The organism is Microbacterium sp. LMC-P-041 (assembly GCF_030209555.1).
Classification (GTDB): domain Bacteria; phylum Actinomycetota; class Actinomycetes; order Actinomycetales; family Microbacteriaceae; genus Microbacterium.
The window spans coordinates 414,065-438,931 of record NZ_JARVRV010000005.1 but is presented as its reverse complement, the minus strand read 5'-3'; the positions used below and the strand labels follow the sequence as shown (position 1 = coordinate 438,931).

Genomic DNA, 24,867 nt, shown 5'->3' with positions numbered 1-24,867 from the left:
GCATACGAGAAGTGACTACCGAGACCCAGGATTCCGTCGTGCGCGACGGCGTGCATTACCACCAGTTCGACATCGTCATCGTGGGCGCCGGCGGCGCCGGCATGCGAGCGGCCATCGAGGCCGGCTCCGGCGCGAAGACCGCGGTCATCTCCAAGCTCTACCCCACTCGCTCGCACACGGGTGCGGCGCAGGGCGGCATGGCGGCGGCGCTGGCCAACGTCGAGGAGGACAGCTGGGAGTGGCACACCTTCGACACGGTCAAGGGCGGCGACTACCTCGTCGACCAGGATGCGGCGGAGATCCTCGCCAAGGAGGCGATCGACGCGGTCATCGACCTCGAGAACATGGGTCTCCCCTTCAACCGCACGCCCGAGGGCAAGATCGATCAGCGTCGATTCGGCGGCCACACCGCCGAGCACGGCAAGACCCCGGTACGCCGGGCCTGCTACGCCGCTGACCGCACCGGCCACATGATCCTGCAGACGCTCTTCCAGAACTGCGTCAAGCTCGGCATCAACTTCTTCAACGAGTTCTACGTGCTCGATCTGCTCACGGTGAAGGATGCCGACGGCAAGACCCAGGTCTCAGGCGTCGTCGCCTACGACCTCTCGACGGGCGAGCTGCACGTGTTCCAGGCCAAGGCCGTGATCTTCGCGACCGGCGGCTTCGGCAAGATCTTCAAGACGACCTCCAACGCCCACACCCTGACGGGTGACGGAGTCGGCATCGTCTGGCGCAAGGGCCTCCCCCTCGAGGACCTCGAGTTCTTCCAGTTCCACCCGACAGGTCTCGCCGGCCTCGGCATCCTCCTCACCGAGGGAGCGCGAGGCGAGGGCGCGATCCTGCGCAACGCATCGGGCGAGCGCTTCATGGAGCGCTACGCTCCGACCATCAAGGACCTCGCGCCTCGTGACATCGTCGCGCGCTGCATGGTCCAGGAGGTCGCGGAGGGCCGCGGTGCCGGCCCGCACAAGGACTACGTGCTGCTCGATTGCACCCACCTCGGCGCAGAGGTCCTCGAGACCAAGCTGCCCGACATCACCGAGTTCGCACGCACGTACCTCGGCGTCGACCCGGTCGTGGAGCCGGTTCCGGTCATGCCGACCGCGCACTACGCGATGGGCGGCATCCCCACCAACAACGCCGCCGAGGTGCTCGCCGACAACACCACCGTCGTGCCCGGCCTCTACGCGGCCGGCGAATGCGCGTGCGTCTCGGTGCACGGCGCCAACCGGCTCGGAACCAACTCGCTGCTCGACATCAACGTGTTCGGCAAGCGCGCAGGACGCAACGCGGTGGAGTACGTCAAGACCGCCGAGTTCGTGCCGCTGCCCGAGAACCCCGCGGCATTCGTCTCCGACATGCTCGAGGGCCTGCGCAACAACCAGGGAACCGAGCGCATCGCCGTCCTGCGCAAGGCGCTCCAGGACGAGATGGACAAGGGCGCGCAGGTGTTCCGCACGCACGACTCGCTCGAGCACGTCCTCGGCGTGATCGCCGAGCTGCGCGATCGCTACAAGAACGTGCACGTCGACGACAAGGGCAAGCGGTTCAACACCGACCTGCTCGAGGCTGTCGAGCTCGGCTTCCTCCTCGACATCGCGGAGGTCGTCGTCTACGCGGCCCAGAACCGTGAGGAGAGCCGTGGCGGCCACATGCGCGACGACTTCCCCACGCGTGACGACGAGAAGTACATGCAGCACACGATGGCCTACCTGACGGGTGACCCGCACTCCTCCACTCCGAGCGATCACATCAAGCTCGACTGGAAGCCGGTCGTCTTCACGAAGAACGAGCAGGGCGAGTTGAACTACCCGCCGATGGAGAGGAAGTACTGAGCATGTCGAACGCCATCGCCGAAGCTCCCGCGGACACGACGGAGGAGACGGGCATCCAGTCCTTCATCGTCACGTTCAACATCCGCCGGTTCGATCCGGAGATCGACTCCGAGCCGCACTGGGTCGACTACGACGTGGAGCTCTACTCCACGGACCGCGTCCTCGACGCACTGCACAAGATCAAGTGGGAGGTCGACGGGTCGCTGACGTTCCGGCGCTCGTGCGCCCACGGCATCTGCGGCTCCGACGCCATGCGCATCAACGGCCGTAACCGCCTCGCCTGCAAGACGCTGATCAAGGATCTCGACATCTCGAAGCCGATCTACGTCGAGGCGATCAAGGGTCTGCCTCTCGAGAAGGACCTCGTCGTCGACATGGAGCCTTTCTTCGCGTCGTACCGCGAGGTGCAGCCGTTCCTCGTCGCGAACTCGGTGCCCGAGAAGGGCAAGGAGCGCGTCCAGAGCATCGCCGATCGCGAGATCTTCGATGACACCACCAAGTGCATCCTGTGCGCCGCATGCACCTCGTCGTGCCCGGTCTTCTGGACCGACGGACAGTACTTCGGACCGGCGGCGATCGTGAACGCGCATCGGTTCATCTTCGACTCCCGCGACGACAACGCTGCGGTCCGTCTCGACATCCTCAACGACAAGGAGGGCGTCTGGCGCTGCCGCACGACCTTCAACTGCTCCGAGGCGTGCCCCCGCGGCATCGAGGTCACGAAGGCCATCGCCGAGGTCAAGCAGGCGGTCCTGCGCGGTCGTCCCTGACACCGTCGCCGACCTGAGAACGGGCGGGCACCTTGATGGGTGCCCGCCCGTTCTCGTCGCTTGGATAGGGTGAGGACGTGTCCGAACACCACGCCGCCCCCGAGCCCGGTCGCCTGGACGCGGCCGTGGAGAGGGCGACCGCTCTGACCCAGCGCACTCTGGGCCTGTTCCCCGTGCGTGTCTGGCGTCATTTCCTGCAGCACAACGGATTCCTTCTCGCTGCCGGGGTGAGCTATCAGGCCCTCTTCGCGATCTTCGCGGCTGTGTACCTCGCCTTCGCCATCATCGGCATCTGGCTCGGTGGCAGCACGGAGGCGGTCGACGGTCTGATCGTCATCATCAACAGCTACGTTCCCAATCTGATCCTCGATCAGGGCGGGGTGTTCACCCCGGATCAGGTGAAGGAGATCGCCGCGAGCACGGCCAGCCTCCTGGGAGTGACAGGTCTCATCGCCCTCGGCACGGTGATCTGGACCGCGATCGGGTGGGTGACCTTCTCACGTCGCGCCACGAGGGACATCTTCGGCCTCCCCCCGGACACTCGCAGCTACGTGATCCTCAAGGCTCGGGATCTTCTCGCCGCGCTGATCTTCGGCGTCTCGCTCATCGTGGGGTCGATCCTCAGCTCCGCCAGTGCGGCGATGCTGAGCTGGCTCCTGAGCCTCCTCGGCTGGGACTCGGGATCCGACGGGCTGAACCTCAGCATCCGCATCGGCACGGTCATCGTGTCGTTCGTCCTGATGTCCGCCGCTCTGGCCGCGATGGTGCGCTTCCTCACGGGGACGACGCTCCACTGGCGCACGATCTGGCCCGGCGCGATCCTCGGCGGCGCCGCGATGACGGTGCTGCAGTACGGTGCAGGATTCCTCCTCAGCTACACGCCCTCCAACCCGCTTCTGGCGACGTTCGCGATCTTCATCGGCCTGCTGCTGTGGTTCCGGGTGAACGGGGTGGTGATGCTCGTGGCATCGTCATGGATCGCCGTCGCCGCCCAGGACCGGGATCTGCCGCTGCTGGCTCAGTCCGAGGCCGAGCGTCGGATCGTCGAGCATGAGACCCTGCTCATGGCCGCCCGCATCCGCGTCCGCGACGCGCACGCGGCACGCGACACCGCACCCTGGTACGGCGTATGGGGCGCGCGTCGAGCCGTGCAGGCGGCGGAGCGGGAACTGGCGGAGCTGGAGGCGTCCGCGCCCCCGCCCGTCGACACCGCGTCGCCACTCGCGCAGCGGCTGCTGGCCGAGCTGCAGCGGACACGCGATGTCGGTGGCGCTCGTTAGGCTGGAACCATGCCTCATCTGCGAATCGCCACGGTCAATGTCAACGGGATCCGAGCGGCGGCTCGCAATGGCATGAGCGCGTGGCTCGACGCGGCAGACGTCGACGTCCTCACTCTGCAGGAGGTCCGCGGCCAGGACGAGCATCTCGAAGCGGCCTTGCCCGGATGGACGTTCGTGCACGACGAGGCGACCGCCAAGGGTCGCGCCGGCGTGGCCATCGCCAGCCGGCTGCCGGCTCTCGCCTCGCGCACCGACTTCGGCGATGCCGACTTCGACTCGAAGGGTCGCTGGATCGAAGCGGACTTCCTCATCGGCGACCGCCCTCTCACGGTCGTGAGCGCTTACGTACACAGCGGCGAGGCCGACACTCCGAAGCAGGAGGAGAAGTGGAAGTTCCTCGACGCGTTCGGTGACCGGCTGGCGGAGCTCGGCGCGGACGACGGGGCACTCGCGCTCGTCACCGGGGACCTGAACGTGGGCCACCGCGAACTCGACATCAAGAACTGGCGCGGCAACCGCAAGAAGGCGGGATTCCTGCCCCGTGAGCGGGCGTACTTCGACAGATTCCTCGGAGCGGCGGGTGAGACCGTCGAGGGCGTCGACGGCTCGACCGGCACCGGTCTCGGCTGGGTCGACGTGGGCCGGGTGTTCCACGGCGAGGTCGAGGGGCCGTACACCTGGTGGTCGATGCGCGGGCAGGCGTTCGACAACGATTCCGGGTGGCGCATCGACTACCACCTCGCCACTCCGGCTCTCGCCGAACGGGTCACTGCCTATCACGTCGCCCGCGCGGCCGCCTATGACGAGCGCTGGAGCGACCATGCTCCGGTGGTCGTCGATTACACCTACTGAACAGCAGGCGGCGCCCGGGTTCGGACGGACCCGGTTCGCGCGGTCCGGCACGACCGGCGCCGCCTAGGATTGATGTCGTGACGAAACCTCGCCTTTACTCAGGAATGCAGCCCTCCGCCGACTCGCTTCAGATCGGCAATTACATCGGAGCGCTCCTGCAGTGGCGGGATCTGCAGAGCTCGTACGACGCATACTTCTCCGTCGTCGATCTGCATGCGCTCACCGTCGCACAGGATCCCGCCGAGCTGCGCGAGAAGACCCGCCGCACCGCTGCTCAGTACATCGCCGCCGGCATCGAGCCCTCCCTCTCGACGCTCTACGTGCAGTCTCACGTCCGCGCGCACGCCGAGCTGGCCTGGATCCTGTCGACGATCACCGGTTTCGGAGAAGCCGGTCGCATGACGCAGTTCAAGGACAAGTCAGCGCGCTACGGAGCGGATGCCACCAGCGTCGGTCTCTTCACCTACCCGGTGCTGATGGCAGCTGACATCCTGCTGTATCAGACCGATGTCGTGCCGGTCGGCGACGACCAGAAGCAGCACGTCGAGCTGACCCGCGACCTCGCCGAGCGCTTCAATTCCCGTTTCGGGGACACGTTCGTCGTGCCCCGCCCCGTGATCCAGAAGGACACGGCGCGCATCTACGACCTGCAGAACCCGACGTCGAAGATGTCGAAGTCCGCCGAGAGCGATGCGGGAGTCCTCTGGATGCTCGACGACCCGGCGAAGTCGGCGAAGAAGATCATGCGGGCCGTCACGGACAACGAAGGATCGGTGCGCTTCGACCGCGACACCAAGCCCGGCGTGTCCAACCTGCTGACCATCTACGCCGCGCTGTCGGGACGTCAGGTTCCGGCGATCGAAGATGAGTACGCGGGCCGCGGTTACGGGGACTTCAAGAAGGGACTCGCCGAGGTCGTCGTGAACGAGTTCGAGCCGGTGCGTGCCCGCGCGCTCGAGCTGCTCGACGACCCTGCTGAACTCGATCGGATCCTCGCGCAGAACGCCGCGCGTGCGGATGCCGTCGCCGACGCCACTCTCGGAGCGGTCTACGACCGGGTCGGACTGCTTCGTCGCGTCTGACCTGGCCAGCCATAGGATGGGGGCGTGACTGATCCGCAGCAGCCCCCGTCCGGTGCCGTCCCTCCTGTGCCTCCCGCGCCCCGATCGGCCGACGAGCAGCAGCAGTTCGCGCCGCCCGTGCCGCCAGCGCCCGCTGCGTACGCGTCGACTCCCCCGGTGCCGCCCGCATACCAGAGCGCTCCCCCGGCGTATCAGGGTGCGCCGCCCGCATACCAGAGCGCTCCCCCGGCCTATCAGGGCGCTCCCCCGGCCTATCAGGGTGCTCCGCCCTCGTACCAGGGCGCTCCCGCACCGCAGGCGGCTCCTCCCGGCGCCTACCAGGTTCCGGTCGGAGGCTACGCAGCGCCCGCCGGCGCATACCAGGCACCGGTGATCGCGGAGAAGAAGTCAGGGCTGCTCGGCATCCTGGCTCTGGTCCTGGCGATCGTGGCAGCCGTGGTCACACCGATCGTCGCCGGCATCATGGGCTTCGAGATCGGACGTCGTCTTCCGGGCGGTCTCGACACGACGGCACCGGACTTCCTGTCGATCCTCTCTCCCGCGAGGGACCAAGTCCTGTGGGCGGAGATCTCGTTCTGGACGGGGACCATCCTCGGCATCGCCGCCATCGTCATCGGCATCATCGCCATTCGCAAGAAGCGGGCGCGCGGTGCGGGCATCGCCGCCCTCGTGGTCGCCGTGCTCGGCCCGATCATCTTCTGGGTCGTGCTGCTGGTGACACTGTCGACGGGAACGGCGACCGGCTTCCTGCCGTAGCCGCGGGGCACGCGACGGGTGCACCGCCCCGTCTCTCACCGTGGAGCGTGGTGCTTCTGCTGAGCGGCGAGCAGTCCGTCCTCGACGAGCAGCTCGACCGCGTCCGCCGCGTCGGACACGAGGATGGGCAGGTTCGCGCGCTCGTCCTTGCCGAACGGCGAGAGCACCCAGTCCGCGGGGTCCTGGCGCCCCATCGGTCGACCGATGCCGACCCGCACCCGCGGGAAATCCGGAGTGGTGATGGCACGGGCGATGTCTCGGACGCCGTTGTGCCCGCCGTGGCCTCCGCCGATCTTGAGCTTGACGGTGTCGAACGGGATGTCGAGCTCATCGTGGACGACGATGATCTGCTCCGGCGGCACCGAGTAGAACCGCGCCAGGGCGGCGACCGGCGTCCCGGACACGTTCATGAACGTGTTCGGCTTGGCGAGCACGAGCTTGTCGCCGCCCGGGCGCAGCCAGGTCTCGACGACGCGCGCGCCGCCCTTGTGCTCCCGAAAGTTCTCGCCGCGGCGTGAGGCGAGCTCATCGACGACCATCTGGCCGATGTTGTGACGCGTATCCGCGTATCGGGGGCCGGGGTTGCCGAGTCCCACCACGAGCCAGGTGGATGCCATGTGGTCGTCCTCTCGGAATGCGGGCCCTTCGCGGTGCCCGGGTCAGAATACGACAGAGGGGGCGCGATATGCTCGCGCCCCCTCTGTGTTGCAGTCAGCTGTGCGCTGCGCCTGCGGAGATCACTCCGCGGCGGGAGCCTCCTCGGCGGCAGCCTCGTCGGCGCCGGCCTCGTCCTCTTCGAGCGACTCCTCGGCCGGGATCGAGATCGCGACGACGAGAACCTCGGGGTCGGTCAGCAGCGTCGAGCCCTTGGGGAGCTTGACCTCGGCGGCGGTGATGTGCGTGCCGTCCTCGAGACCCTCGACCGAGACCTCGACGTTCTGCGGAAGATGCGTGGCCTCGGCCTCGATCGACAGCGTGTTCGCGTCCTGGTTGACGATCGTTCCGGGAGCCGACTCTCCGGTGACGACGACGGGAACGTCGATCGTGACCTTCTCGCCCTTGCGGACGACGAGCAGGTCGATGTGCTCGATGATCTGGTGCACCGGGTCGCGCTGGACGTCCTTGACGAGGGCGAGCTGGTCCTTGCCGTCGATGTCGAGCTCGAGCAGAGCGTTCGCACGGCGGATGATCAGCGAGACCTGGTGGCCGGGCAGTGCGACGTGCACCGGGTCGGTGCCGTGGCCGTAGATCACGGCGGGGATCTTGCCTGCGGCGCGCAGACGACGGGCGAAGCCCTTGCCGAAGCTCTCGCGGAGCTCGGCCTTGACCTTGGTGTCTTCAGACATGGGGTTCTCCTTCGGGGCACGCAGCGACAGCTACGCGGTGGTCTTGGAATTGTTCTCGAACGCAGACACGTGAGGAAAGCCACCGGCTTGCTTCGCCGCGTCGATAACGGATGCCAGCGCACGCGCAGAAGCATCCCTCGCCGAGGTACTCCTCTCATGGTACCGGATGAGCCGGTAGGCTGAGAACACCGATCCCCTCTCTGCAGAACACGGAGTTCTCTCATGCTCGACGGCGTCTTCTTCTCCCACGCGATCGCCTGGCTCATCGGCGCGATGACCGTGTGCGCCGCAGGCTTCACCTTCGCGGCCCTGTTCTCCCTGGGGCGCTCGGGATACCGCAAGGACTGACCTCCTCGCGTCCGTCACCACCCGTCACACGGGAGCACCACCCCGGACGCCGCGATAATCTGGGAGCATCCCCTTCTTCTCGATCTAGGAGCCATCTGTGCCCGAAGCATCAGCGAACATCGGAGTCGTCGGACTCGCCGTCATGGGTTCGAACCTCGCCCGCAACCTCGCCAGCCGCGAGGGCAACACGGTGGCGATCTTCAACCGCAGCTACGAGAAGACCGCGACGCTCGTCTCCGATCACCCTGAGGCCGGCTTCATCCCCGCCCAGACCTACCAGGAGTTCGCCGACTCGCTGCAGAAGCCGCGCACCGCGATCATCATGGTCAAGGCCGGCGGCCCGACGGACGCCGTGATCGACTCGCTGGTCGAGGTCTTCGAGCCGGGCGACATCATCGTCGACGGCGGCAACGCGTACTTCCCCGACACGATCCGCCGCGAGAAGGCGGTCCGTGAGACCGGAATCAACTTCGTCGGCGCCGGGATCTCGGGCGGCGAGGAGGGCGCACTCACGGGCCCGTCGATCATGCCCGGCGGCTCGGACGAGTCGTGGATCACCCTCGGCCCGATCCTCAAGTCGATCGCCGCGATCGCCGAGGGCGAGCCGTGCGTCACGCACGTCGGACACGACGGTGCCGGACACTTCGTCAAGATGGTGCACAACGGCATCGAGTACGCCGACATGCAGCTCATCGCCGAGGCCTATGACCTCATCCGCCGCGGCACGGGCAAGTCGCCCGCCGAGATCGCCGAGATCTTCGCCGAATGGAACAAGGGCGAGCTCGAGTCGTACCTGATCGAGATCACCGCAGAGGTGCTGCGCCAGGTCGATGCCGAGACCGGCAAGCCGCTCGTCGACGTCATCCTCGACCAGGCCGGAGCCAAGGGCACCGGAGCGTGGACTGTCCAGACCGCGCTGTCGCTCGGCGTTCCCGTCTCCGGCATCGCCGAGGCCACGTTCGCCCGCTCGCTGTCGTCGCACCCCGAGCAGCGCGAGGTCGCCGGAGCCCTCCCGGGCCCGGACGAGGAGTTCGTCGTCGCCGACGAGGCCGCTTTCATCGAGGACGTCCGTCTCGCGCTCTACGCATCGAAGATCGTCGCGTACTCGCAGGGCTTCGACGAGATCCGCGCCGGCGCTGCCGAATACGGCTGGAACATCGACCTGGGCGCCATCAGCAAGATCTGGCGCGGCGGCTGCATCATCCGTGCGCAGTTCCTCAACCGCATCGCCGACGCATACGCGGCAGAGCCCGGTCTTCCCGTGCTGCTGACGGCTCCGTACTTCACCGAGGCGATCACGCGCGCTCAGGCGCCGTGGCGTCGCGTCGTGGTCGCGGCGGCACAGGCCGGCATCCCGGCTCCGGCGTTCTCGTCGTCGCTGTCGTACTACGACGGCATCCGCGCCGACCGCCTCCCCGCAGCCCTCGTGCAGGGCCAGCGCGACTTCTTCGGGGCGCACACCTACAAGCGCATCGACAAGCCGGGCACCTTCCACACGCAGTGGTCGGGCGACCGCACCGAGATCGAAGCCGAAGACACGCACTGAGCGCGTCGCAGACATGACGAAGGCCCCGGCGATTCCGCCGGGGCCTTCGTCATGTCTCACCGGGTGATGTCCTGCACCGTGCCCTTCGCCAGCCGAAGGCGTCTGGTGGCCCGGCGCGCCACCGCCGAGTCGTGAGTGACGACGATCATGGTGATCCCTTCCGCGCACAGCCCCTGGAGCAGCGTGAGGATCTCATCGCGCATGCTCTCGTCGAGGTTGCCTGTGGGCTCGTCCGCGAGCAGCACGCGGGGTCGCTTCACGATCGCCCGCGCGATCGCCACACGCTGCTGCTGACCGCCCGACAGCTCGGTGGGCAGGTGGTCGCCGCGGTCGGCGAGCCCGACGTGAGCGAGAGCCTCGGCGACGCGAGCCGTCCGTTCGGTCCGGCTCAGGTCGGTGGGCTCGAGGGCCATGTCCACGTTCTCGGCCGCCGTCAGCGTGGGGATGAGGTTGAACCCTTGGAACACGAAGCCGATCTCTTGGGCACGGATGCGGCTGAGCTCCCTCGCGGATGCCGACGCCAGCTCGATGTCACCGAGCTTCAACGAGCCGGAGGAGGGCTTGTCGAGCGCGCCCAGCATCTGCAGGAGAGTCGACTTGCCCCCTCCGGTCGGCCCCTGGATGGTGACGAACTCACCGGGAAGGATCGTGAGGTCGACCCCCGTGAGCGCCTTCACCGTGCGTCCCTTCTGCGTGTACGTGCGAGTGACACCCTGCGCGCGGTACAGCGGCGCCGCGGCATCCGTGCCGCTCGCGGAAGGGGCGATGTCTGCGATGGTCATGTCGTATCTCCTTGTCGTGCGATGGGTGATCGAGGGTCCGTCAGGCGACGGAGCGCAGTGCCTCTGCCGGGCTGAGGCGGGCCGCGCGCCAGCCTCCGAATGCTCCTGCCACGAGACCGCCGAGCACGGCGAGGCCGACCGCGGCGACCAGCACCCACGGTGTGAACGGTGCGTGCAGCACGATGTCGGCCGCCTGTTGCGTCTGGAACATGTCGCCACCTCCGGTGGGCCCGCCGCCCATCCCGCCGGGGCCACCTTCCGCGGTGCTCGCGGCAGCAGCCGCGACGGTCGGCTTCACGAGATCGATCACAACGATGCCGGCGATGCCGAGTGCGAGCCCCACGACGCCACCGATCAGCCCCTGGACCATCGACTCGCCCGCGACCTGGCGCACGACGCGACCGTTCGACCAGCCGATCGCCTTGAGCGTGCCGAACTCGCGGGTGCGGCGCGAGACGCCGGACAGCGTCAGCAGCACCGAGAGCAGCACGGCCACGGCGAGCACGATGATCGACAGCCAGGTGCCGAGGTTCGTGATCAGCGACGTGGCACTGGACAGCGAACCGGAGACGGTGGCGGCGAGCTCGGACTGCGAGGTGATCGTCGCGTCGGGCAGCTCTTCTGCGAGGGCCGCCTGCACCGTGTCGATCGACGATGCCGACTCGGCCTGCACGTACACCGTGGAGACGACGTCTCCGGCGCCGGAGAGATCCTGCGCCGTGTCGAGGGGCAGATAGACGTCGGCAGCGGTGTCGGCGGAGTCCGCGGTGGAAGCCACGATCCCCACGATCTCCACATCGGAGCCTGCGACGTCGATGGTGTCGCCGACGGCGATCTCGTTCGTGGTCGCGTAGGTCGCGTCGACGAGCGCGACGAGTGCCCCGGCGTCATCCGTGTCGAGAGCCCGGCCATCGCCGACCTCGACCGAGGCGAGCGGACCCACTGACGTCACGGCCGGGTCGATGCCGAGCACGGTGAATGAATCGACGCCGAACGAGCCGCCACCCGTGCCACCCGCTCCACCTTGCGGCGGCGCCTGACCCTCGGCCGGCGCAGTGCCCTCTGTCGTGGCGTCCTGCTCACCGAACCCGCCGCTCGGCAGCTCGCCCGAGAACGTCGAGTTCGTGAGGCTGAGAGCAGCGGATGCCGCCGTCACCCCATCCGTCGAGGTCACCGTGTCGAGCACGGACGCGTCGAGCGTGCCGCGCATGAAGTCCGTCATGAGAGTCGACTGGCTCAGTGTGGTCGTGTCGCCCTCTGTCGCGCCGTCCTCCGAGCCGAAGTCGAAGCGCTGCCCGCCGCCCTCCCCCGGTTCCACCGCGGCACCGGTGACCGTGAGGTCGGTGCCCACGCCGTACACCGATTCCAGCGCCTGCGCCTGCGCATCCCGAACTCCTGCCGTGAGGGCGTTCACGATGATCACCAGGGCGATCGCGATCGCGAGTCCGATCGCGACGATCATCGTCTGCTTCTTGCGGCCCGCCAACTCGCGCCGTAGATATGTCCCGTACATGTGTCTCCTTCTGCCGCGCCGTTCGCGGGGCCGATGTCGACGCTAAAGACCGGACTTTTGCGAGATCGAGGGACCGATGATGAGAAGGCTATGGGTGCTTTCTCACAGGCGACGCATAGCGCACTCCATAGAAACCCCATAGGTGATTCCGCAGAATGTACTCATGAGCACCGATCTTCCCGAACTGCGCCGCCCCGACGGCTCCCCCCTGCGCATCCTCGCCGTCGACGACGAGCAGATGCTCACCGACCTGCTCGCGATGGCTCTGCGGATGGAGGGCTGGGAGGTGCGCACGGCGTCGTCCGGCCTCGAAGCTCTGCAGGTCGCGCGCGAGTTCGAACCCGACGCTCTCGTGCTCGACATCATGATGCCCGACCTCGACGGCATGGCCGTGCTGCGGCGCCTCCGCGAGTCGGGCAGCCTCGTGCCCGTGCTGTTCCTGACCGCGAAGGATGCCGTGGGCGACCGCGTCGCCGGCCTCACCGCCGGCGGCGACGACTATGTCACCAAGCCGTTCAGCCTCGAAGAGGTCATCGCACGTCTGCGCGCGATCATCCGTCGCACGGGACATGCGACCGCCGACGACGGTCAGTCGATCCTCCGCGTCGCCGACCTCACCCTCAATGAGGACAGCCACGAGGTCATGCGCGATGGCACCGAGATCGAGCTGACCGCGACCGAGTTCGAGCTGCTCCGCTACCTCATGCGCAACGAGCGCAGAGTGCTGTCGAAGGCGCAGATCCTCGATCGCGTGTGGAGCTACGACTTCGGCGGCAAGTCCTCGGTCGTCGAGCTGTACATCTCGTACCTCCGCAAGAAGATCGACGCCGGACGCGCCCCGCTGCTGCACACCGTGCGCGGTGTCGGCTACATGATCAAGGCGCCTCAGTGAGCAGCACGGGGATGGCCAGACGGCCGATGAGTCTGCAGACACGGCTGATGACAGCCGTGATCGGCTTCGTCTCGCTCATCCTCGTGATCGTCGCCGTGATCACCAGTGCGCTGCTCGGCAGCACGCTCGAACGGCAGCTCGAGGATCGCCTGCACAGCTACTCGAATCAGGTGACGCAGTGGGTCAGCCGGGTACCGGCCCAGTTCGCGAACATGGACAACATCCTCGAGATCAACGATGCGCGGGTTCCGGGACTCCTGCTGGCGGTGTCCAGCACCGAGGGTGGCACCAGCGGCGTGCTCTTCCCCGACACCAAGGACGAGTGGGGCGGCGTCCCGCAGAAGTTGACCAGCGCGGACCTCGAACGGATCGACGCAGCACTTGCCGGCCAGCCCAGCGCCACCGTCGCCCTGGACGACTTCGGTTCGTACATGGTCTTCGCGAAGCAGGCGCCCAACGGTGTGAATGTGGTCACCGGTCTCCCCCGGACCGAGATCCAGAATCAGCTGGCCACACTGCTCACCGTGATCGCCCTCGCGACGATCGGCGGTCTGATCCTCCTCGCTCTCACGACGGCGATCACGATCCGCGTCGGACTGAGACCGCTGCGTGCGGTCGCCGCGACGGCGACGCGGGTGGCGAACCAGCCCCTCGACCGCGGAGAGGTGCAGATCACCGAGCGGGTGCCTGCCGCGGAGGCCGATCCGCGGACCGAGACGGGTCTCGTCGGCTCCTCCCTCAACAAGCTGCTCGACCATGTCAACGCCTCTCTCGCCTCCCGTCAGAAGAATGAAGAGCGGATGCGTCGATTCGTCGCCGACGCGAGCCATGAACTGCGCACGCCTCTGTCGTCGATCCGGGGCTACTCCGAGCTCTCTCTGCGTGCGCTGAAGCAGCAGGGCGGAGAGGCGGCCGTCGAGAGCACCACGACGTCGCTCGAGCGCATCCAGGCCCAGTCCCTGCGCATGACGCGCCTGGTGGAGGATCTGCTGCTGCTCGCCCGTCTCGACGAGGGACGAGAACTCGTCTACGGCACCGTCGATCTGACGCAGCTCGCGCTGGAGGGGCTCTCCGACGCGCGCCCGACCGCAGCCGACCACCACTGGAACATCGAGGCGCCGGACGAGCCCATCGTCATCGTCGGCGATGCGGGCCGCATGCACCAGGTCGTCGCGAACCTGCTCGCGAATGCGCGGACGCACACGCCTGCCGGTACGTCGATCACCCTCAGCGTGGCCCGCGAAGGCGACGAGGCCGTGCTGCGCGTGCACGACAACGGCCCGGGCATCGACCCCGGGGTGCGAGAGGAGCTCTTCGCACGCTTCGCCCGCGGTGACAGCTCCCGCGCCCGCCAGACGGGCGGCACCGGGCTCGGACTGGCCATCGCGAAGGCGATCGTCGAAGGACACGGCGGTCACCTCACGGTCGACAGCGAGCCCGGAGACACGACCTTCAGCGTGCGGCTCCCGATCAATCCGGCGTCCGCCTCGGACTGACCGCGTCTTCGTCTCCCCTCGGTCCCGCAGAGCCGTCTGCGGGACCGAGGCACTTCTGCAAGGCGAACCGACGACTTCGGTCCTGCAACCGTGCTCTCGTCCTGCAGACGGAACACGCCCCTCTCTGCGCCGGCCCTCCCCCCGGGCCGGTTGCGGGGCCGCGGCACGCTTGCAGGACGAACCGACGACTTTGATCCTGCAACCGTGCTCTCATCCTGCAGACGGAACACGCTCCCCTCTGCGCCGGCCCTCCCCCCGGGCCGGTTGCGGGGCCGCGGCACGTTCGCAGGACGAACCGACGACTTCGATCCTGCAACCGAGCTCTCATCCTGCAGACGGTGAAGCAGACGACCGCACGGACCCACGACTTCTCTTCTGCACAGGTCGGGCTATCAGCCGATACCTTCCACGACCCTCGATTCCGATCCGTCCCCCGCCTCAGAACGGGCAGGATCGATCAGATGCCGACCGCCGCACACGTCCTCTCTCACCTGGGTGATCTGGCCAGGGGTACGACTCTTCGCCAGTTCGGGCTGAGCAGACGGATGCTCTCATCAGCCGTTCGCGACGGCACGATCACTCGCGTCCGCAACGGCGTGTTCGCGACGCCATCCGCTCCCGCCGACGTTCTCACCTCTGCCGCGCACGGAGGCGCACTGACCTGTTCTCGTGCACTGCGGCTGCACGGCATCTGGACGCTCGAGGACGATACGAATCCGCATGTCTGGCTCGGCACTCACGGCCGAAACCACCACATCGCATGCACCTGCACCGGCCATTACTTCGACGGACGGACGGTTCTCGGCCTCGCTCCCCTCGAGGACGCCCTTGTGCACGTCTATCTCTGCAAGGGCGATGAGTCGTTCTTCGTCTCGATCGAGTCGGCCCTGAAGCTGCGCAAGATCGGAGCGGCAGGCCGCGCCCGCGTCCGATCCCGCCTGCCGGCGAAGGCTCGGTGGCTGGTCGATCTGGCTCGGACGGATGCCGACAGCGGCCTCGAGTCCCTGCTACGTCTTCGGCTTCACCTGCTCGGGATCCGTCTCGAATGTCAGGTCGACATACCTTCGGTCGGACGCGTGGACTTCGTGCTCCATGAGCTGCTCATCCTCGAAGCCGACGGGGCGGAGAATCACGACAGCGCATCGCACCGCCATCGAGATCTGCTGCGCGATGCGGAGGCATCCAGGCAGGGATATGAGACGTTGCGCTTCGACTACGCGATGATCGTCCACGACTGGCCGGTCGTGGAAGCCGCCATCCTTGCGGCCGTCGATCGCCTTCGCGCACGCATCTGACGTACCGGTTGCAGGACCAAGGCACGAATGCAGGATGGAATCAGGAAAACCACCCCGCAGAACGTGCCTGGGTCCTGCAACCGGCACAGGACGACCCACCCCCGCGATCTACAGAGCGCTCCGTCGACGCACGGCCTGTACCCACTCGCAGGACCGAGGCACGAATGCAGGACGGAATCAGGACAACCGGCCCGCAGAACGTGCTGGCGTCCTGCACGTGGCGCCGGGCGACGCCGAACAGACCGGACTCAGTACCCGGCGAAGGCGTCTGTCGTGAGCGACCGCGCCTTCTGCAGGGCGGGAGCGAGGTCGGCGATCAGCCGCGGCGGGCCGGAGATGTAGGAATGCCTCTCGCCGATGTCCGGGACGTAGTGCTCGAGAGCCGCCGCGTCGAGGCGCACACCCTGGGCCCAGGTCCAGCGCGAGGGCAGGTCGACAGGCTCGTCCCGGGTGAACACGATCACGCGCGCACCGGTCGCGGCCAGCTCGTCGCGGAACGCGAGCTCCGAGCTGTCGGATGCCACGTAGACGAGAACCACGTCACGCTGCTGCTCGGTCAGCATCAGCTGTCGCAGCTGCGACACGAACGGCGTGACGCCGATGCCCGCGGCCACCATCAGCACCGGGGTCTCGGCGCGTGGAAGCAGGAAGTCGCCCCATGTGCCGGTCACCGCGAGCGCAGCACCCGGCTCGGCGGCCGCCAGCGCGCGCTTGTAGCTCGAGGGATGCTTCTGATCGCCGTCCTTGTAGGCGATGCGCAGCGTCGGGAGGTCGGCAGGCGCCGAGACGATGCTGAACTCGCGACGGGTTCCGCGCGCATCCGGGCGGGAGTGCGGCACGTCCAGCTCGAGGTACTGCCCCGGCAGGAACTTCAGCGTGCCCTTCGCGTGGAACGTCAGCTCCTGAGCCGTCGGCGTGATGAACTGCCGCTTCTCGAGCACGAGACGCACGGATCCGCGCAGCGCGAAGGCGAAGGCCAGGAGGTTTCCGATGAGCAGAGCACGCTCCTGCCCGAGCGTGAAGAGGCCGCCGATCGCGATCGGCCAGCCGGCGAGCACGCCGACGAGAACTGCCACCGAGAACTGCTGCCACCGGCGCGGCGGCAGAGTCAACGGCTCCGACAGCATGAACGCACCGAGGAACAGGAACGGAGACTGCAGGATCGCGAACGAGAGGGCGGAGCCGGCGTCGAAGTCGATCGCGAACTCCTGCGCCTGCACGGCCTGACGAAGGACCGAGACGGCGATGGCGACGACGAGGAACACGAAGACGATCCGCACCTTCTCGGTGCGCCACAGCACGGCGAGCCCGAGGATCAGGACGGGGATGAAGAGTGACGGGGTGCCCACCCACCAGGACGACGAGGTCCCGAGCCATTCGAACGCTCCGAACGACCCGAGGATCGACACGACGGCAGCGCCGAACGCCGCCGGGTTGAGGATGTGCCGACCTCGCCACGCGATCAGGTACTTGGAGAGGCTCGCGACGGCTCCGGCGATGGCGAGGCCGAGCAGGGCATTCGGCTCGATGCCGGGGCGGAGCACGAAGAGCAGGATCAGCGCGGTGACCAGCGACGACTCGATACGCCATGGAAGGCGCAGGATTCGCTGGGCCGCTGCGTCCACCAGCGAGATGACCATGGCCAGGACGACGAAGGATGCGAGGATCTCGACCGGCGTGGGTGAGACGATCACGCCGAGAGCTGAGAGCACCACAGCGATGAGCGCCAGCGTCAGCAGCGCGAACAGCACCAGGCGATACATCGAGATGCCGCCGAGCAACGCAAGGACCCGCTGCCGCAGTGCGGTGATGGAGGTGATCACAGGTCTACTCTTCCCTACTTCGTTGATTCAACGGCGGGTGGTGAACAGCTGAGCGGGGCAGCCGTTCGAGCGTTCCGCCCGCCCGTCGGTCGTCATCCGCACCCACTCCACGCCCCACGATGCGGCGATCTCTGGCCCGCCCTCGAAGAACAGCGCTGTCGCGACCGCGTCCGCTCGCATCGCGTCGGGGGCGATCGCCCACGTGGCCGCCCATGTCCGCACGGGCACGCCGGTGCGAGCGTCGAGGACGTGATGCAGTCCGTCGCCCCACGCACGGCGATTGACCGCCGAGGCGCACAGCGCGGCATTCTGCAGTTCGATCACTCCGATCGCCTTCGTCGGGTCGTATGGATGCTCGAGGCCCACCCGAACGACATCACCGCGAACTCTCATGTCACCGCCGGCATCGACCACGACACTCCCGGGAACGTCGGACAGCACCGCGGCGACGACGTCGACGAGGCGCCCCTTGCCGAGGGCGCCGACATCGAGGAGGGCGGGAACGGATGCCGTGGCCTCCCCCGGCGTCCAGCCCAGCAGGGACGTCCAGTCGCCGGGCGCAGCGACGGGATCGTGCGCGACGAGCGAGTACGACGAGTCGTAGCCCAGGGCCGACAGGCTGTCGGCGACGAGCGGGTTGACCGCCCCGTGGGTCGCGCGGGACAGCTCGCGGAAGGCATCGAGCATGGTTCCCGCATCAGGCGAGGAGATCGAGCCGCCGTCACGGCCGACCCGGGTGACCGAGGAGTCGTCACGGAACCGCGACCACTCTCGGTCGAACCGCTCGATCTCGGCCCCGACTCGCTCACGGTCATGCTCGTCGAGCTCGTGCGACGTCTCGATCTCCCAGGCCGTGCCGATCGCGTCGAAACGCCAGATCGCCATACGTGGTCAGGCGCCTCAGGCGGCCGCCTGCTCCTTGATCGACTCGACGGCCTCGTTGAACCCGCCGCTGGTGAGCGACGATCCGGCCACTCGACTGACCTCGATCTCGTCGAGCGACTTGCCCACGACCTCATCCGAGATCCCGTCGATGAACTGCCCCTGGTACTGCTCGCTCTCGCGTGCCTGCGGGTCACCGGTCACCTCGACCTCGGTGACCAGGCCGTCGGCGACGGTGAGGGTCACGCTGATCTTCTCGACCGTCTCGGGGGTCTGGTACGAACCGTCGGCCGTGTACGTGCCGTCGGTGTAGTCGCCGCTCGTCGATGCGCCCGAATCCGTCGACTCGGTGCTCGTGTCGGTTCCGGCGTCGGTGGACTGGTCTTCGGCATCCGCGGTGGCGGAGCAACCGGCGAGCACGAGGAGCCCGGCGACGCCGACCAGGGCGGCGCTCTTGCGAACAGAAGTCGGTACAGTCGTGCGGATCATGATGGTCCTCCCGGCCTTGATCGATGTGTTGATTCGACCGTAGGGAGCCCGTCTATGTGCAGGCTGTGCCCGATATATGAGTCGCTTACGCGTCTCCGCCGAACATGCTCGTGACGGATCCGTCTTCGAAGACCTCGTGGATCGCACGCGCGAGCATCGGGGCGATCGGGAGGACCGTCAGCTTGTCCCAGCGACGCGACTCGGTGAGCGGGATCGTGTCGGTGATCACGACCTCGTCGATCGAGGCGTCCTGCAGACGCTCCGAGGCCGGATCGCTGAAGATCGCGTGCGTCGCAGCGACGATCACGCGATGCGCGCCGTTGGCCTTGAGCGCCTGCGCGGCCTTCACGATGGTTCCACCGGTGTCGATCATGTCGTCGACGAGCAGGCAGGTGCGACCCTCGACCGCTCCGACGATCTCGTGCACCGAGACTTGGTTCGCGACCTTCGGGTCGCGTCGCTTGTGGATGATCGCCAGCGGGGCGCCGAGGCTGTCGGACCATGTGTCGGCCACGCGGACACGACCCATGTCGGGCGAGACGACCGTGAGGATCTCTCGGTCGGCGGGGCTCAGCGTGCGCTGGAAGTACTCGAGCAGCACGGGCTTGGCGAACAGGTGGTCGACGGGACCGTCGAAGAAGCCCTGGATCTGTGCGGCGTGCAGGTCGACGCTCATCACGCGGTCTGCGCCGGCGGTCTTCAGCAGGTCGGCGACGAGGCGGGCGCTGATCGGCTCACGGCCGCGGCCCTTCTTGTCCTGACGCGAATACGGATAGTACGGGGCGACGACGGTGATGCGCTTGGCGGACGCGCGCTTCGCGGCGTCGATCATGATGAGGGTCTCCATGAGCCACTCGTTGACCGGCTCACCGAAGGTCTGGATCAGGAAGAGGTCGCAGCCTCGGATCGACACCTCGAACCGGGCGTAGATCTCACCGGATGCGAAGGTGCGGTGCTCGGTCGGCACGACCTCTGTTCCGAGCGACGCGGCCACTGCCGCGGTGAGCTCGGGGTGCGATCGACCACCTGCGACCACGAGTCGCTTCTTGGTCTTGGCAACGAGACCCGGAGCGATGCCGTTGTCCCTGTCCAGATCGACCGTCTTCTTCTTGCGCGCCATCGTTCTGCCTACTCCGCCACTCGGGTTCGGGCTGCGGCGTCTGCCGCGCCCGTGCCTGCCCTGTTCTTCTCTACCCAACCCTCGATGTTGCGCTGAGGGGCGACGCTCATGGCAAGGGAGCCGGCGGGGACGTCCTTGCGGACGACAGCGCCAGCACCTGTCTTGGCGCCGGCTCCCAGCCTAACGGGCGCGACGAGGGTCGTGTGCGAGCCGGTGTGCACCTCGTCCTCGACCACCGTGCGGTGCTTGTTCACGTCGTCGTAGTTCGCGGTGATCGTGCTCGCACCGAGGTTGACGCCTCGCCCGATGGTCGCGTCTCCGACGTACGACAGGTGCGGCACCTTGCTGCCTTCGCCGATCTCGGCGTTCTTGGTCTCGACGTAGGCGCCGATCTTGCCTCTGGCCCCCAGGACGGTGCCCGGCCGCAGGAACGAGAACGGTCCGACCGTGGCCTCGGCACCGATCACCGCGAGCGTCGCATCGGTGCGGCGGACGATCGCGTCCTCTCCCACCTCGCAGTCGACGAGGGTGGTGTCCGGTCCGATGATGGCGCCCTCGGCGATCGTCGTCGCCCGCAGGATGTGCGTGTTCGGGAGGATCGTGACGTCGGGCGCGAGGGTCGCGTCGTCGTCGATCCACGTCGTCGCCGGATCGATCACGGTGACGCCCTCGAGCTGCCAGCGCCGCACGATGCGGCGGTTGAGCAGACGACCGACCTCCGCGAGCTGAGCGCGGTCGTTGACGCCGTAGGTGACGGTGACGTCGGAGACGACGGATGCCGCCACACGGCTGCCATCGCGGCGGAGGAGCCCCGGCACGTCGGTCAGATACATCTCGCCCTGCGCGTTGTCGACGCCCACCGACGGCAGGTACTTGCGGAGCGTCGAGACGCGGAACACGTACATGCCTGCGTTGATCTCGCTGACGGCAGCCTCTTCGGTCGTCGCATCCTTCTGCTCGACGACGCGATCGACGCCGCCGTCGGCGTCGCGGATGACGCGGCCGTAGCCGGTCGGGTCCTCGACCACGGCGGTCATGAGGGTCGCCTCCGCCTGCGCGGCGCGGTGCGCGTCGAGGAACGAGCCCAGCGTGTCCGCATCCGCGAGAGGGCAGTCGCCCGAGAGCACGAGCACGTCGCCGTCGAAGTCGGCAGGGAGCGCGTCGACAGCCACCTGCACTGCGCGTCCGGTGCCGGGGACGTCGTCCTGATCGATGAAGACCGCGGTCGGGTAGTCCTTCTCGAGTGCGGCGACGACCTGGTCGCGTTCATGCCGCACGACGACCTCGATGTGATCGGCGCCGAGTCGCGTCGCGGTGGTCAGCACGTGGCCGACGAGCGGACGCCCGCCGATCGGATGCAGCACCTTCGGAAGACGCGAGCGCATGCGGGTGCCCTGGCCTGCGGCGAGGACGATGATCGCGAGATTGTTCCCAGTCATGCTCCGCCGCCAGGACTCGAACCTAGACCTAACAGCTCCAAAGGCTGTCGTGCTGCCATTACACCACGGCGGACCGCGGCCCCCGAGGGCGCCGCGGATCAAGTCTGCCACGTCCACCTGCGTGCTACCGGCGATAATGGACGGATGACTGAGGCGGATGAGGTTGATCGGATCGTCGGCGCCTGGAACACCCAGCGCCCCGACCTCGACTTCTCGCCTCTCGAGGTGCTGTCGCGGATGGATCGCCTGACCAGGCTGCTCGACCGGGCTCGCAGAGATGTGTTCCGACGCAGCGACCTGGAGGCTTGGGAATGGGACGTGCTGTCGGCTCTCCGCCGCGCGGGCGCGCCCTTCCAGCTCTCCCCCAAGCAGCTGCTGCAGCAGACGCTGGTGTCGAGCGGCACCATGACCAATCGCATCGACCGTCTGGTCGGCCGACGTTTCGTGCGACGGGAGGGCGACCCGGCCGACGGCCGCAGCGTGCTCGTGACGCTCACGGACGACGGACGCATCCGGGTGGATGCCGCGATCACGCGCCTCGTCGACGTCGAGGACGACCTGCTGCAGGCGCTGTCCCGCGGTGACCGCGATCGGCTCGCTGCGTTGCTGCGCAAGCTGAGCCTGAGCTTCGACGCGTGAGGGGCTGACGGATGGGCATGCTCTCCCCTCTTCCGGTGCGCGACGGCGTCGGCGCGACGCGTCTGCACGTGCCGATGAGCGGCGAATGGCCGACCGTCGGCGCGTACATGATCGAGCGCTTCTTCCACCTCGATCCCGAGGGGCTGCTCAGCCGCTTCGATCGCGGTGAGATCGTCGCCCGCGACGGCACCCCTCTCGCACGGGACACGCCCTTGGGGGTCGAGGAGTTCATCTGGTACTACCGCGACCCGCCCGTCGAGACCCGTCTCCCCGTGGAGATCGAGGTCCTCCATCAGGACGACGATCTGGTGGTCATCGACAAGCCGCATTTCCTGCCCACCATCCCCGGCGGGAAGTTCCTGCAGAACTCGGCGCTGATCCGACTGCGCAACCTTCTCGACAACGACGAGCTCGCCCCCATCCACCGCTTGGACAGGGCCACGGCAGGAGTGCTGATGTTCTCGGCGCGACCGGCCACGAGAGGGCCGTATCAGCTGCTCTTCGAGACGCGGCAGGTGCAGAAGGTGTACGAGGCCGTGTCGGCTCGTCCGGCCGATTGGGATGCCTCACGATTCCCGCTCGTCTACCGCAACCACATCGTGAAGCTCCGCAATGAGCTGAAGGTCCAGGTCGACGACGAGCGGGAGCCGAACGCCGAGACGCAGATCGATGTGATCGATGCCGACGATCGCGTCGTGCACACGCTCCTGCACCCGCACAGCGGCAAGATGCATCAGCTCCGCGTGCATCTCGCCGCGCTGGGGCTCGGCATCCTGAACGATCCGTTCTACCCCGAGTTGCGTGGCGAGAAGCCCGACGACTTCGAGAAGCCGATGCAGTTGCTCGCGCGCGAGCTGCACTTCGTCGATCCGCTGAGCGGCGCGCCGCGGGTCTTCACCACGACGCGCACGCTGCAGGAGGCTCCCGTCAGCGCCGCATGATCCTGCGCGCGAGCCACGTGCCGAGCATCTGCACGAGGTGGACGAAGACGACGATGAGGACGATCGCCGTCCACATGACGACCGGCTCGAACTGCCGGAAGCCGTAGATCTGGGCGAACGCGCCGAGGCCGCCGCCGCCGATGAGGCCTGCCATCGCGGTCATGTCGATCAGTGCCACCACGATGAACGTGTAGCCGAGGATCAGCGGTCCGAGCGACTCGGGGATCGCGACCGTGAACAGGATGCGCGCGGGACCTGCGCCCATGGCGCGCGCGGCTTCGATCACGCCGGGCGACACCGACACGAGGTGCTGCTCGACGATGCGGCCGATGGCGAACGCCGCGGCCAGACCGATCATGAACGCGCCGGCCGTGGTGCCGATGCCGGTGCCGACCACCGCGCGGGCGAACGGCTGCGCCACGGCGACGAAGAGCACGAACGGGATCGGGCGGAAGAAGTTCACCCCGAGGTTCGCGATGACCGACACGGCCCGGTTCTCGGCGAGCCCGCCCGGACGAGTGACATACAGGATGACGCCGATCGCGAGACCGAGGACGCCGCCCAGCACGAGTGCGAACGACGTCATGTACAGGGTCTCGAGGGCGGCCTTCCAGAGGTCGGGCCACAGTTCGTTCAGACGATCCATCAGCGTGCCTCCTCTTCTGCGATCTCGGTGACTTCGACGCGCTGGCCGATCTGTTCGAGCGCGCGGTCGATCACGGCGCTCTCACCCCGGATCGCGAGTGTGAGGTGGCCGAAGGCGCGCCCCCGGATGTCGTTGATCCCGCCGTACACGAGCTCGAAGTCGAGTCCGGCGCCGGCGAGGTCGAGGAAGACCTGAGCCTGCGACGAGTCGCCGTCGCGGAACGAGAACGTGACGAGGCGGCCCCGGTGGCGCTCCCGCAGCACGCCGAGCTCAGACGGCGACGGGACGCCCTTCACGACCGTTCCGACGAAGCGCTGCGAGGCCGGATTCTGTGGGGCGGAGAACACGTCGAAGACATCGCCCTGCTCGATCACCCGTCCGTTCTCCATGACCGCGACCTTGGTGGCGATCGTCTGGATGACGTCCATCTCGTGGGTGATGACGACGATCGTGACGCCCTGCTCCTGGTTGACCCGCTTGAGCAGGTCGAGCACCTCATGCGTGGTCTGCGGGTCGAGTGCGCTGGTGGCCTCGTCGGCGAGGAGGATGGCCGGGCCGGTGGCGAGGGCGCGGGCGATGCCGACGCGCTGCTTCTGGCCACCGGAGAGCTGTTCGGGGTACGCCTTCGCCTTGTCGGCCAGGCCCACGAAGCTCAGCAGCTCGGCGACCCGCTTTTCGATGTCCGGCTTCGACCATCCGGCCAGCTTGAGCGGGTAGGCGATGTTCGCCTTGACGCTGCGCGAGGAGAACAGGTTGAACTGCTGGAAGATCATCCCGATGCCGCCGCGGACCTTGCGCAGCTCGCTCTCCTTGAGAGCTGTGATGTCGACGTCGTCGACGGTGATGGTCCCGCTCGTCGCCGGCTCGAGCGCGTTGATCAGTCGTACGAGCGTGGACTTGCCGGCGCCCGAGTATCCGATGATCCCGAAGACGTCGCCCTTCTCGATCGACAGGGTCACGTCGTCCACGGCCACGACCTCGGACTCGTCGCGCGTGCGGGAGGGGTAGGTCTTCGAGACATTCGTCAGGGTGACGATCGGCATACGGTGCTCCGGTCTGTCTGCTTCGGGAACGAAGAATCGGGTGACGCAC

General features: G+C 67.6%; 24 protein-coding genes and 1 tRNA gene. 13 read left to right on the top strand and 12 right to left on the bottom strand.

The genetic code is table 11. From position 1 onward, the window contains the following. Positions 1-11: 11 nt before the first annotated feature. From sdhA to QRN21_RS12280, 6 genes are all read left to right on the top strand, one after another. Complete coding sequence (sdhA, locus tag QRN21_RS12305) at positions 12-1,838, top strand: succinate dehydrogenase flavoprotein subunit (RefSeq protein WP_053097027.1); 1,827 nt, start codon at positions 12-14, stop codon at positions 1,836-1,838. 2 nt (positions 1,839-1,840) lie between these two features. Continuing rightward, positions 1,841-2,608: a succinate dehydrogenase iron-sulfur subunit gene (locus QRN21_RS12300; RefSeq protein WP_053097029.1), complete on the top strand. Its 768-nt coding sequence runs from the start codon at positions 1,841-1,843 to the stop codon at positions 2,606-2,608. A 77-nt stretch (positions 2,609-2,685) separates the two neighbouring features. Further along, a complete protein-coding gene (locus tag QRN21_RS12295) occupies positions 2,686-3,888 on the top strand; it encodes a YihY/virulence factor BrkB family protein (protein WP_056280051.1) in 1,203 nt (400 codons plus the stop codon). A 9-nt stretch (positions 3,889-3,897) separates the two neighbouring features. Next, positions 3,898-4,740, top strand: a complete 843-nt coding sequence (locus QRN21_RS12290; RefSeq protein WP_072591540.1) for an exodeoxyribonuclease III — start codon at positions 3,898-3,900, stop codon at positions 4,738-4,740. A gap of 77 nt (positions 4,741-4,817) precedes the next feature. Beyond that, a complete protein-coding gene (trpS, locus tag QRN21_RS12285) occupies positions 4,818-5,822 on the top strand; it encodes a tryptophan--tRNA ligase (RefSeq protein WP_072591541.1) in 1,005 nt (334 codons plus the stop codon). A gap of 24 nt (positions 5,823-5,846) precedes the next feature. Further along, positions 5,847-6,578 carry a hypothetical protein gene (locus QRN21_RS12280; protein ID WP_285364244.1) on the top strand — a complete coding sequence of 244 codons (732 nt, stop codon included), beginning with the start codon at positions 5,847-5,849 and terminating at the stop codon, positions 6,576-6,578. A gap of 35 nt (positions 6,579-6,613) precedes the next feature. On the opposite strand, the gene pth is transcribed toward QRN21_RS12280, so the two are convergent. Next, the gene (gene pth, locus QRN21_RS12275) at positions 6,614-7,195 is read right to left on the bottom strand and encodes an aminoacyl-tRNA hydrolase (RefSeq protein ID WP_053097037.1); all 582 of its coding nucleotides are present in this window, start codon (positions 7,193-7,195) and stop codon (positions 6,614-6,616) included. 120 nt (positions 7,196-7,315) lie between these two features. Further along, positions 7,316-7,924 (bottom strand): 50S ribosomal protein L25/general stress protein Ctc, encoded by a 609-nt coding sequence (locus QRN21_RS12270; protein ID WP_053097039.1) that lies wholly within the window; start codon positions 7,922-7,924, stop codon positions 7,316-7,318. A 222-nt stretch (positions 7,925-8,146) separates the two neighbouring features. Between QRN21_RS12270 and QRN21_RS12265 the strand changes: the two genes are divergently transcribed. Both QRN21_RS12265 and gnd read left to right on the top strand, forming a co-directional pair. After that, entirely contained in the window at positions 8,147-8,272 is a 126-nt protein-coding gene (locus QRN21_RS12265; RefSeq protein WP_256381367.1) for a hypothetical protein, read from the top strand. A 97-nt stretch (positions 8,273-8,369) separates the two neighbouring features. Then, positions 8,370-9,818, top strand: a complete 1,449-nt coding sequence (gnd, locus tag QRN21_RS12260) for an NADP-dependent phosphogluconate dehydrogenase (protein ID WP_053097041.1) — start codon at positions 8,370-8,372, stop codon at positions 9,816-9,818. 56 nt (positions 9,819-9,874) lie between these two features. Here gnd and QRN21_RS12255 read toward each other — a convergent pair whose 3' ends face one another. Then, on the bottom strand, positions 9,875-10,600 hold the full coding sequence (locus QRN21_RS12255; RefSeq protein ID WP_082586682.1) for an ABC transporter ATP-binding protein: 726 nt from the start codon (positions 10,598-10,600) through the stop codon (positions 9,875-9,877). A 40-nt stretch (positions 10,601-10,640) separates the two neighbouring features. Then, complete coding sequence (locus QRN21_RS12250; protein WP_285364243.1) at positions 10,641-12,113, bottom strand: ABC transporter permease; 1,473 nt, start codon at positions 12,111-12,113, stop codon at positions 10,641-10,643. A 163-nt stretch (positions 12,114-12,276) separates the two neighbouring features. On the opposite strand from QRN21_RS12250, the gene QRN21_RS12245 reads away from it, so the two are divergent. The 3 genes from QRN21_RS12245 (at position 12,277) to QRN21_RS12235 (ending at position 15,796) form a co-directional block, all read left to right on the top strand. Continuing rightward, entirely contained in the window at positions 12,277-13,005 is a 729-nt protein-coding gene (locus tag QRN21_RS12245) for a response regulator transcription factor (protein WP_067120752.1), read from the top strand. A 26-nt stretch (positions 13,006-13,031) separates the two neighbouring features. Further along, entirely contained in the window at positions 13,032-14,501 is a 1,470-nt protein-coding gene (locus QRN21_RS12240) for a sensor histidine kinase (protein WP_053097046.1), read from the top strand. A 461-nt stretch (positions 14,502-14,962) separates the two neighbouring features. Then, positions 14,963-15,796 (top strand): DUF559 domain-containing protein, encoded by an 834-nt coding sequence (locus tag QRN21_RS12235; RefSeq protein WP_285364242.1) that lies wholly within the window; start codon positions 14,963-14,965, stop codon positions 15,794-15,796. A gap of 248 nt (positions 15,797-16,044) precedes the next feature. Here the strand turns inward: QRN21_RS12235 and QRN21_RS12230 are convergent, their stop codons facing one another. From QRN21_RS12230 to QRN21_RS12205, 6 genes are all read right to left on the bottom strand, one after another. Then, positions 16,045-17,619 (bottom strand): flavodoxin reductase, encoded by a 1,575-nt coding sequence (locus tag QRN21_RS12230; protein WP_285364241.1) that lies wholly within the window; start codon positions 17,617-17,619, stop codon positions 16,045-16,047. A gap of 27 nt (positions 17,620-17,646) precedes the next feature. Then, entirely contained in the window at positions 17,647-18,504 is an 858-nt protein-coding gene (locus QRN21_RS12225) for an FAD:protein FMN transferase (RefSeq protein ID WP_285364240.1), read from the bottom strand. A 15-nt stretch (positions 18,505-18,519) separates the two neighbouring features. Continuing rightward, positions 18,520-18,990: an FMN-binding protein gene (locus QRN21_RS12220; RefSeq protein WP_285364239.1), complete on the bottom strand. Its 471-nt coding sequence runs from the start codon at positions 18,988-18,990 to the stop codon at positions 18,520-18,522. Between the two features lie 85 nt (positions 18,991-19,075). Then, entirely contained in the window at positions 19,076-20,110 is a 1,035-nt protein-coding gene (locus QRN21_RS12215) for a ribose-phosphate diphosphokinase (RefSeq protein WP_053097056.1), read from the bottom strand. 8 nt (positions 20,111-20,118) lie between these two features. Continuing rightward, complete coding sequence (gene glmU, locus QRN21_RS12210; RefSeq protein WP_072591547.1) at positions 20,119-21,549, bottom strand: bifunctional UDP-N-acetylglucosamine diphosphorylase/glucosamine-1-phosphate N-acetyltransferase GlmU; 1,431 nt, start codon at positions 21,547-21,549, stop codon at positions 20,119-20,121. 1 nt (position 21,550) lies between these two features. After that, positions 21,551-21,622: transfer RNA gene (locus QRN21_RS12205), tRNA-Gln, on the bottom strand. Positions 21,623-21,693: 71 nt separating this feature from the next. Here QRN21_RS12205 and QRN21_RS12200 point away from each other — a divergent pair. Continuing rightward, entirely contained in the window at positions 21,694-22,188 is a 495-nt protein-coding gene (locus tag QRN21_RS12200; protein WP_053097060.1) for a MarR family winged helix-turn-helix transcriptional regulator, read from the top strand. A 17-nt stretch (positions 22,189-22,205) separates the two neighbouring features. Continuing rightward, positions 22,206-23,129 (top strand): pseudouridine synthase, encoded by a 924-nt coding sequence (locus tag QRN21_RS12195; RefSeq protein WP_198032322.1) that lies wholly within the window; start codon positions 22,206-22,208, stop codon positions 23,127-23,129. Here the strand turns inward: QRN21_RS12195 and QRN21_RS12190 are convergent. Continuing rightward, positions 23,116-23,775, bottom strand: a complete 660-nt coding sequence (locus QRN21_RS12190) for a methionine ABC transporter permease (protein ID WP_285364238.1) — start codon at positions 23,773-23,775, stop codon at positions 23,116-23,118. The genes QRN21_RS12195 and QRN21_RS12190 overlap by 14 nt on opposite strands. Next, positions 23,775-24,818, bottom strand: a complete 1,044-nt coding sequence (locus QRN21_RS12185; RefSeq protein ID WP_056280029.1) for a methionine ABC transporter ATP-binding protein — start codon at positions 24,816-24,818, stop codon at positions 23,775-23,777. The genes QRN21_RS12190 and QRN21_RS12185 overlap by 1 nt, the downstream gene beginning before the upstream one ends. Positions 24,819-24,867: the final 49 nt, after the last annotated feature.

Bases quoted from the DNA above. Each gene is read 5' to 3' on its own strand.
- QRN21_RS12300 (WP_053097029.1), top strand. From the start codon at position 1,841: ATGTCGAACGCCATCGCCGAAGCTCCCGCGGACACGACGGAGGAGACG.
- QRN21_RS12290 (WP_072591540.1), top strand. From the start codon at position 3,898: ATGCCTCATCTGCGAATCGCCACGGTCAATGTCAACGGGATCCGAGCG.
- pth (WP_053097037.1), bottom strand. From the start codon at position 7,195: ATGGCATCCACCTGGCTCGTGGTGGGACTCGGCAACCCCGGCCCCCGA.
- QRN21_RS12270 (WP_053097039.1), bottom strand. From the start codon at position 7,924: ATGTCTGAAGACACCAAGGTCAAGGCCGAGCTCCGCGAGAGCTTCGGC.
- QRN21_RS12265 (WP_256381367.1), top strand. From the start codon at position 8,147: ATGCTCGACGGCGTCTTCTTCTCCCACGCGATCGCCTGGCTCATCGGC.
- QRN21_RS12255 (WP_082586682.1), bottom strand. From the start codon at position 10,600: ATGACCATCGCAGACATCGCCCCTTCCGCGAGCGGCACGGATGCCGCG.
- QRN21_RS12250 (WP_285364243.1), bottom strand. From the start codon at position 12,113: ATGTACGGGACATATCTACGGCGCGAGTTGGCGGGCCGCAAGAAGCAG.
- QRN21_RS12245 (WP_067120752.1), top strand. From the start codon at position 12,277: ATGAGCACCGATCTTCCCGAACTGCGCCGCCCCGACGGCTCCCCCCTG.
- QRN21_RS12240 (WP_053097046.1), top strand. From the start codon at position 13,032: ATGAGTCTGCAGACACGGCTGATGACAGCCGTGATCGGCTTCGTCTCG.
- QRN21_RS12235 (WP_285364242.1), top strand. From the start codon at position 14,963: ATGCCGACCGCCGCACACGTCCTCTCTCACCTGGGTGATCTGGCCAGG.
- QRN21_RS12225 (WP_285364240.1), bottom strand. From the start codon at position 18,504: ATGGCGATCTGGCGTTTCGACGCGATCGGCACGGCCTGGGAGATCGAG.
- QRN21_RS12220 (WP_285364239.1), bottom strand. From the start codon at position 18,990: ATGATCCGCACGACTGTACCGACTTCTGTTCGCAAGAGCGCCGCCCTG.
- QRN21_RS12215 (WP_053097056.1), bottom strand. From the start codon at position 20,110: ATGGCGCGCAAGAAGAAGACGGTCGATCTGGACAGGGACAACGGCATC.
- glmU (WP_072591547.1), bottom strand. From the start codon at position 21,549: ATGACTGGGAACAATCTCGCGATCATCGTCCTCGCCGCAGGCCAGGGC.
- QRN21_RS12200 (WP_053097060.1), top strand. From the start codon at position 21,694: ATGACTGAGGCGGATGAGGTTGATCGGATCGTCGGCGCCTGGAACACC.
- QRN21_RS12195 (WP_198032322.1), top strand. From the start codon at position 22,206: ATGCTCTCCCCTCTTCCGGTGCGCGACGGCGTCGGCGCGACGCGTCTG.
- QRN21_RS12190 (WP_285364238.1), bottom strand. From the start codon at position 23,775: ATGGATCGTCTGAACGAACTGTGGCCCGACCTCTGGAAGGCCGCCCTC.
- QRN21_RS12185 (WP_056280029.1), bottom strand. From the start codon at position 24,818: ATGCCGATCGTCACCCTGACGAATGTCTCGAAGACCTACCCCTCCCGC.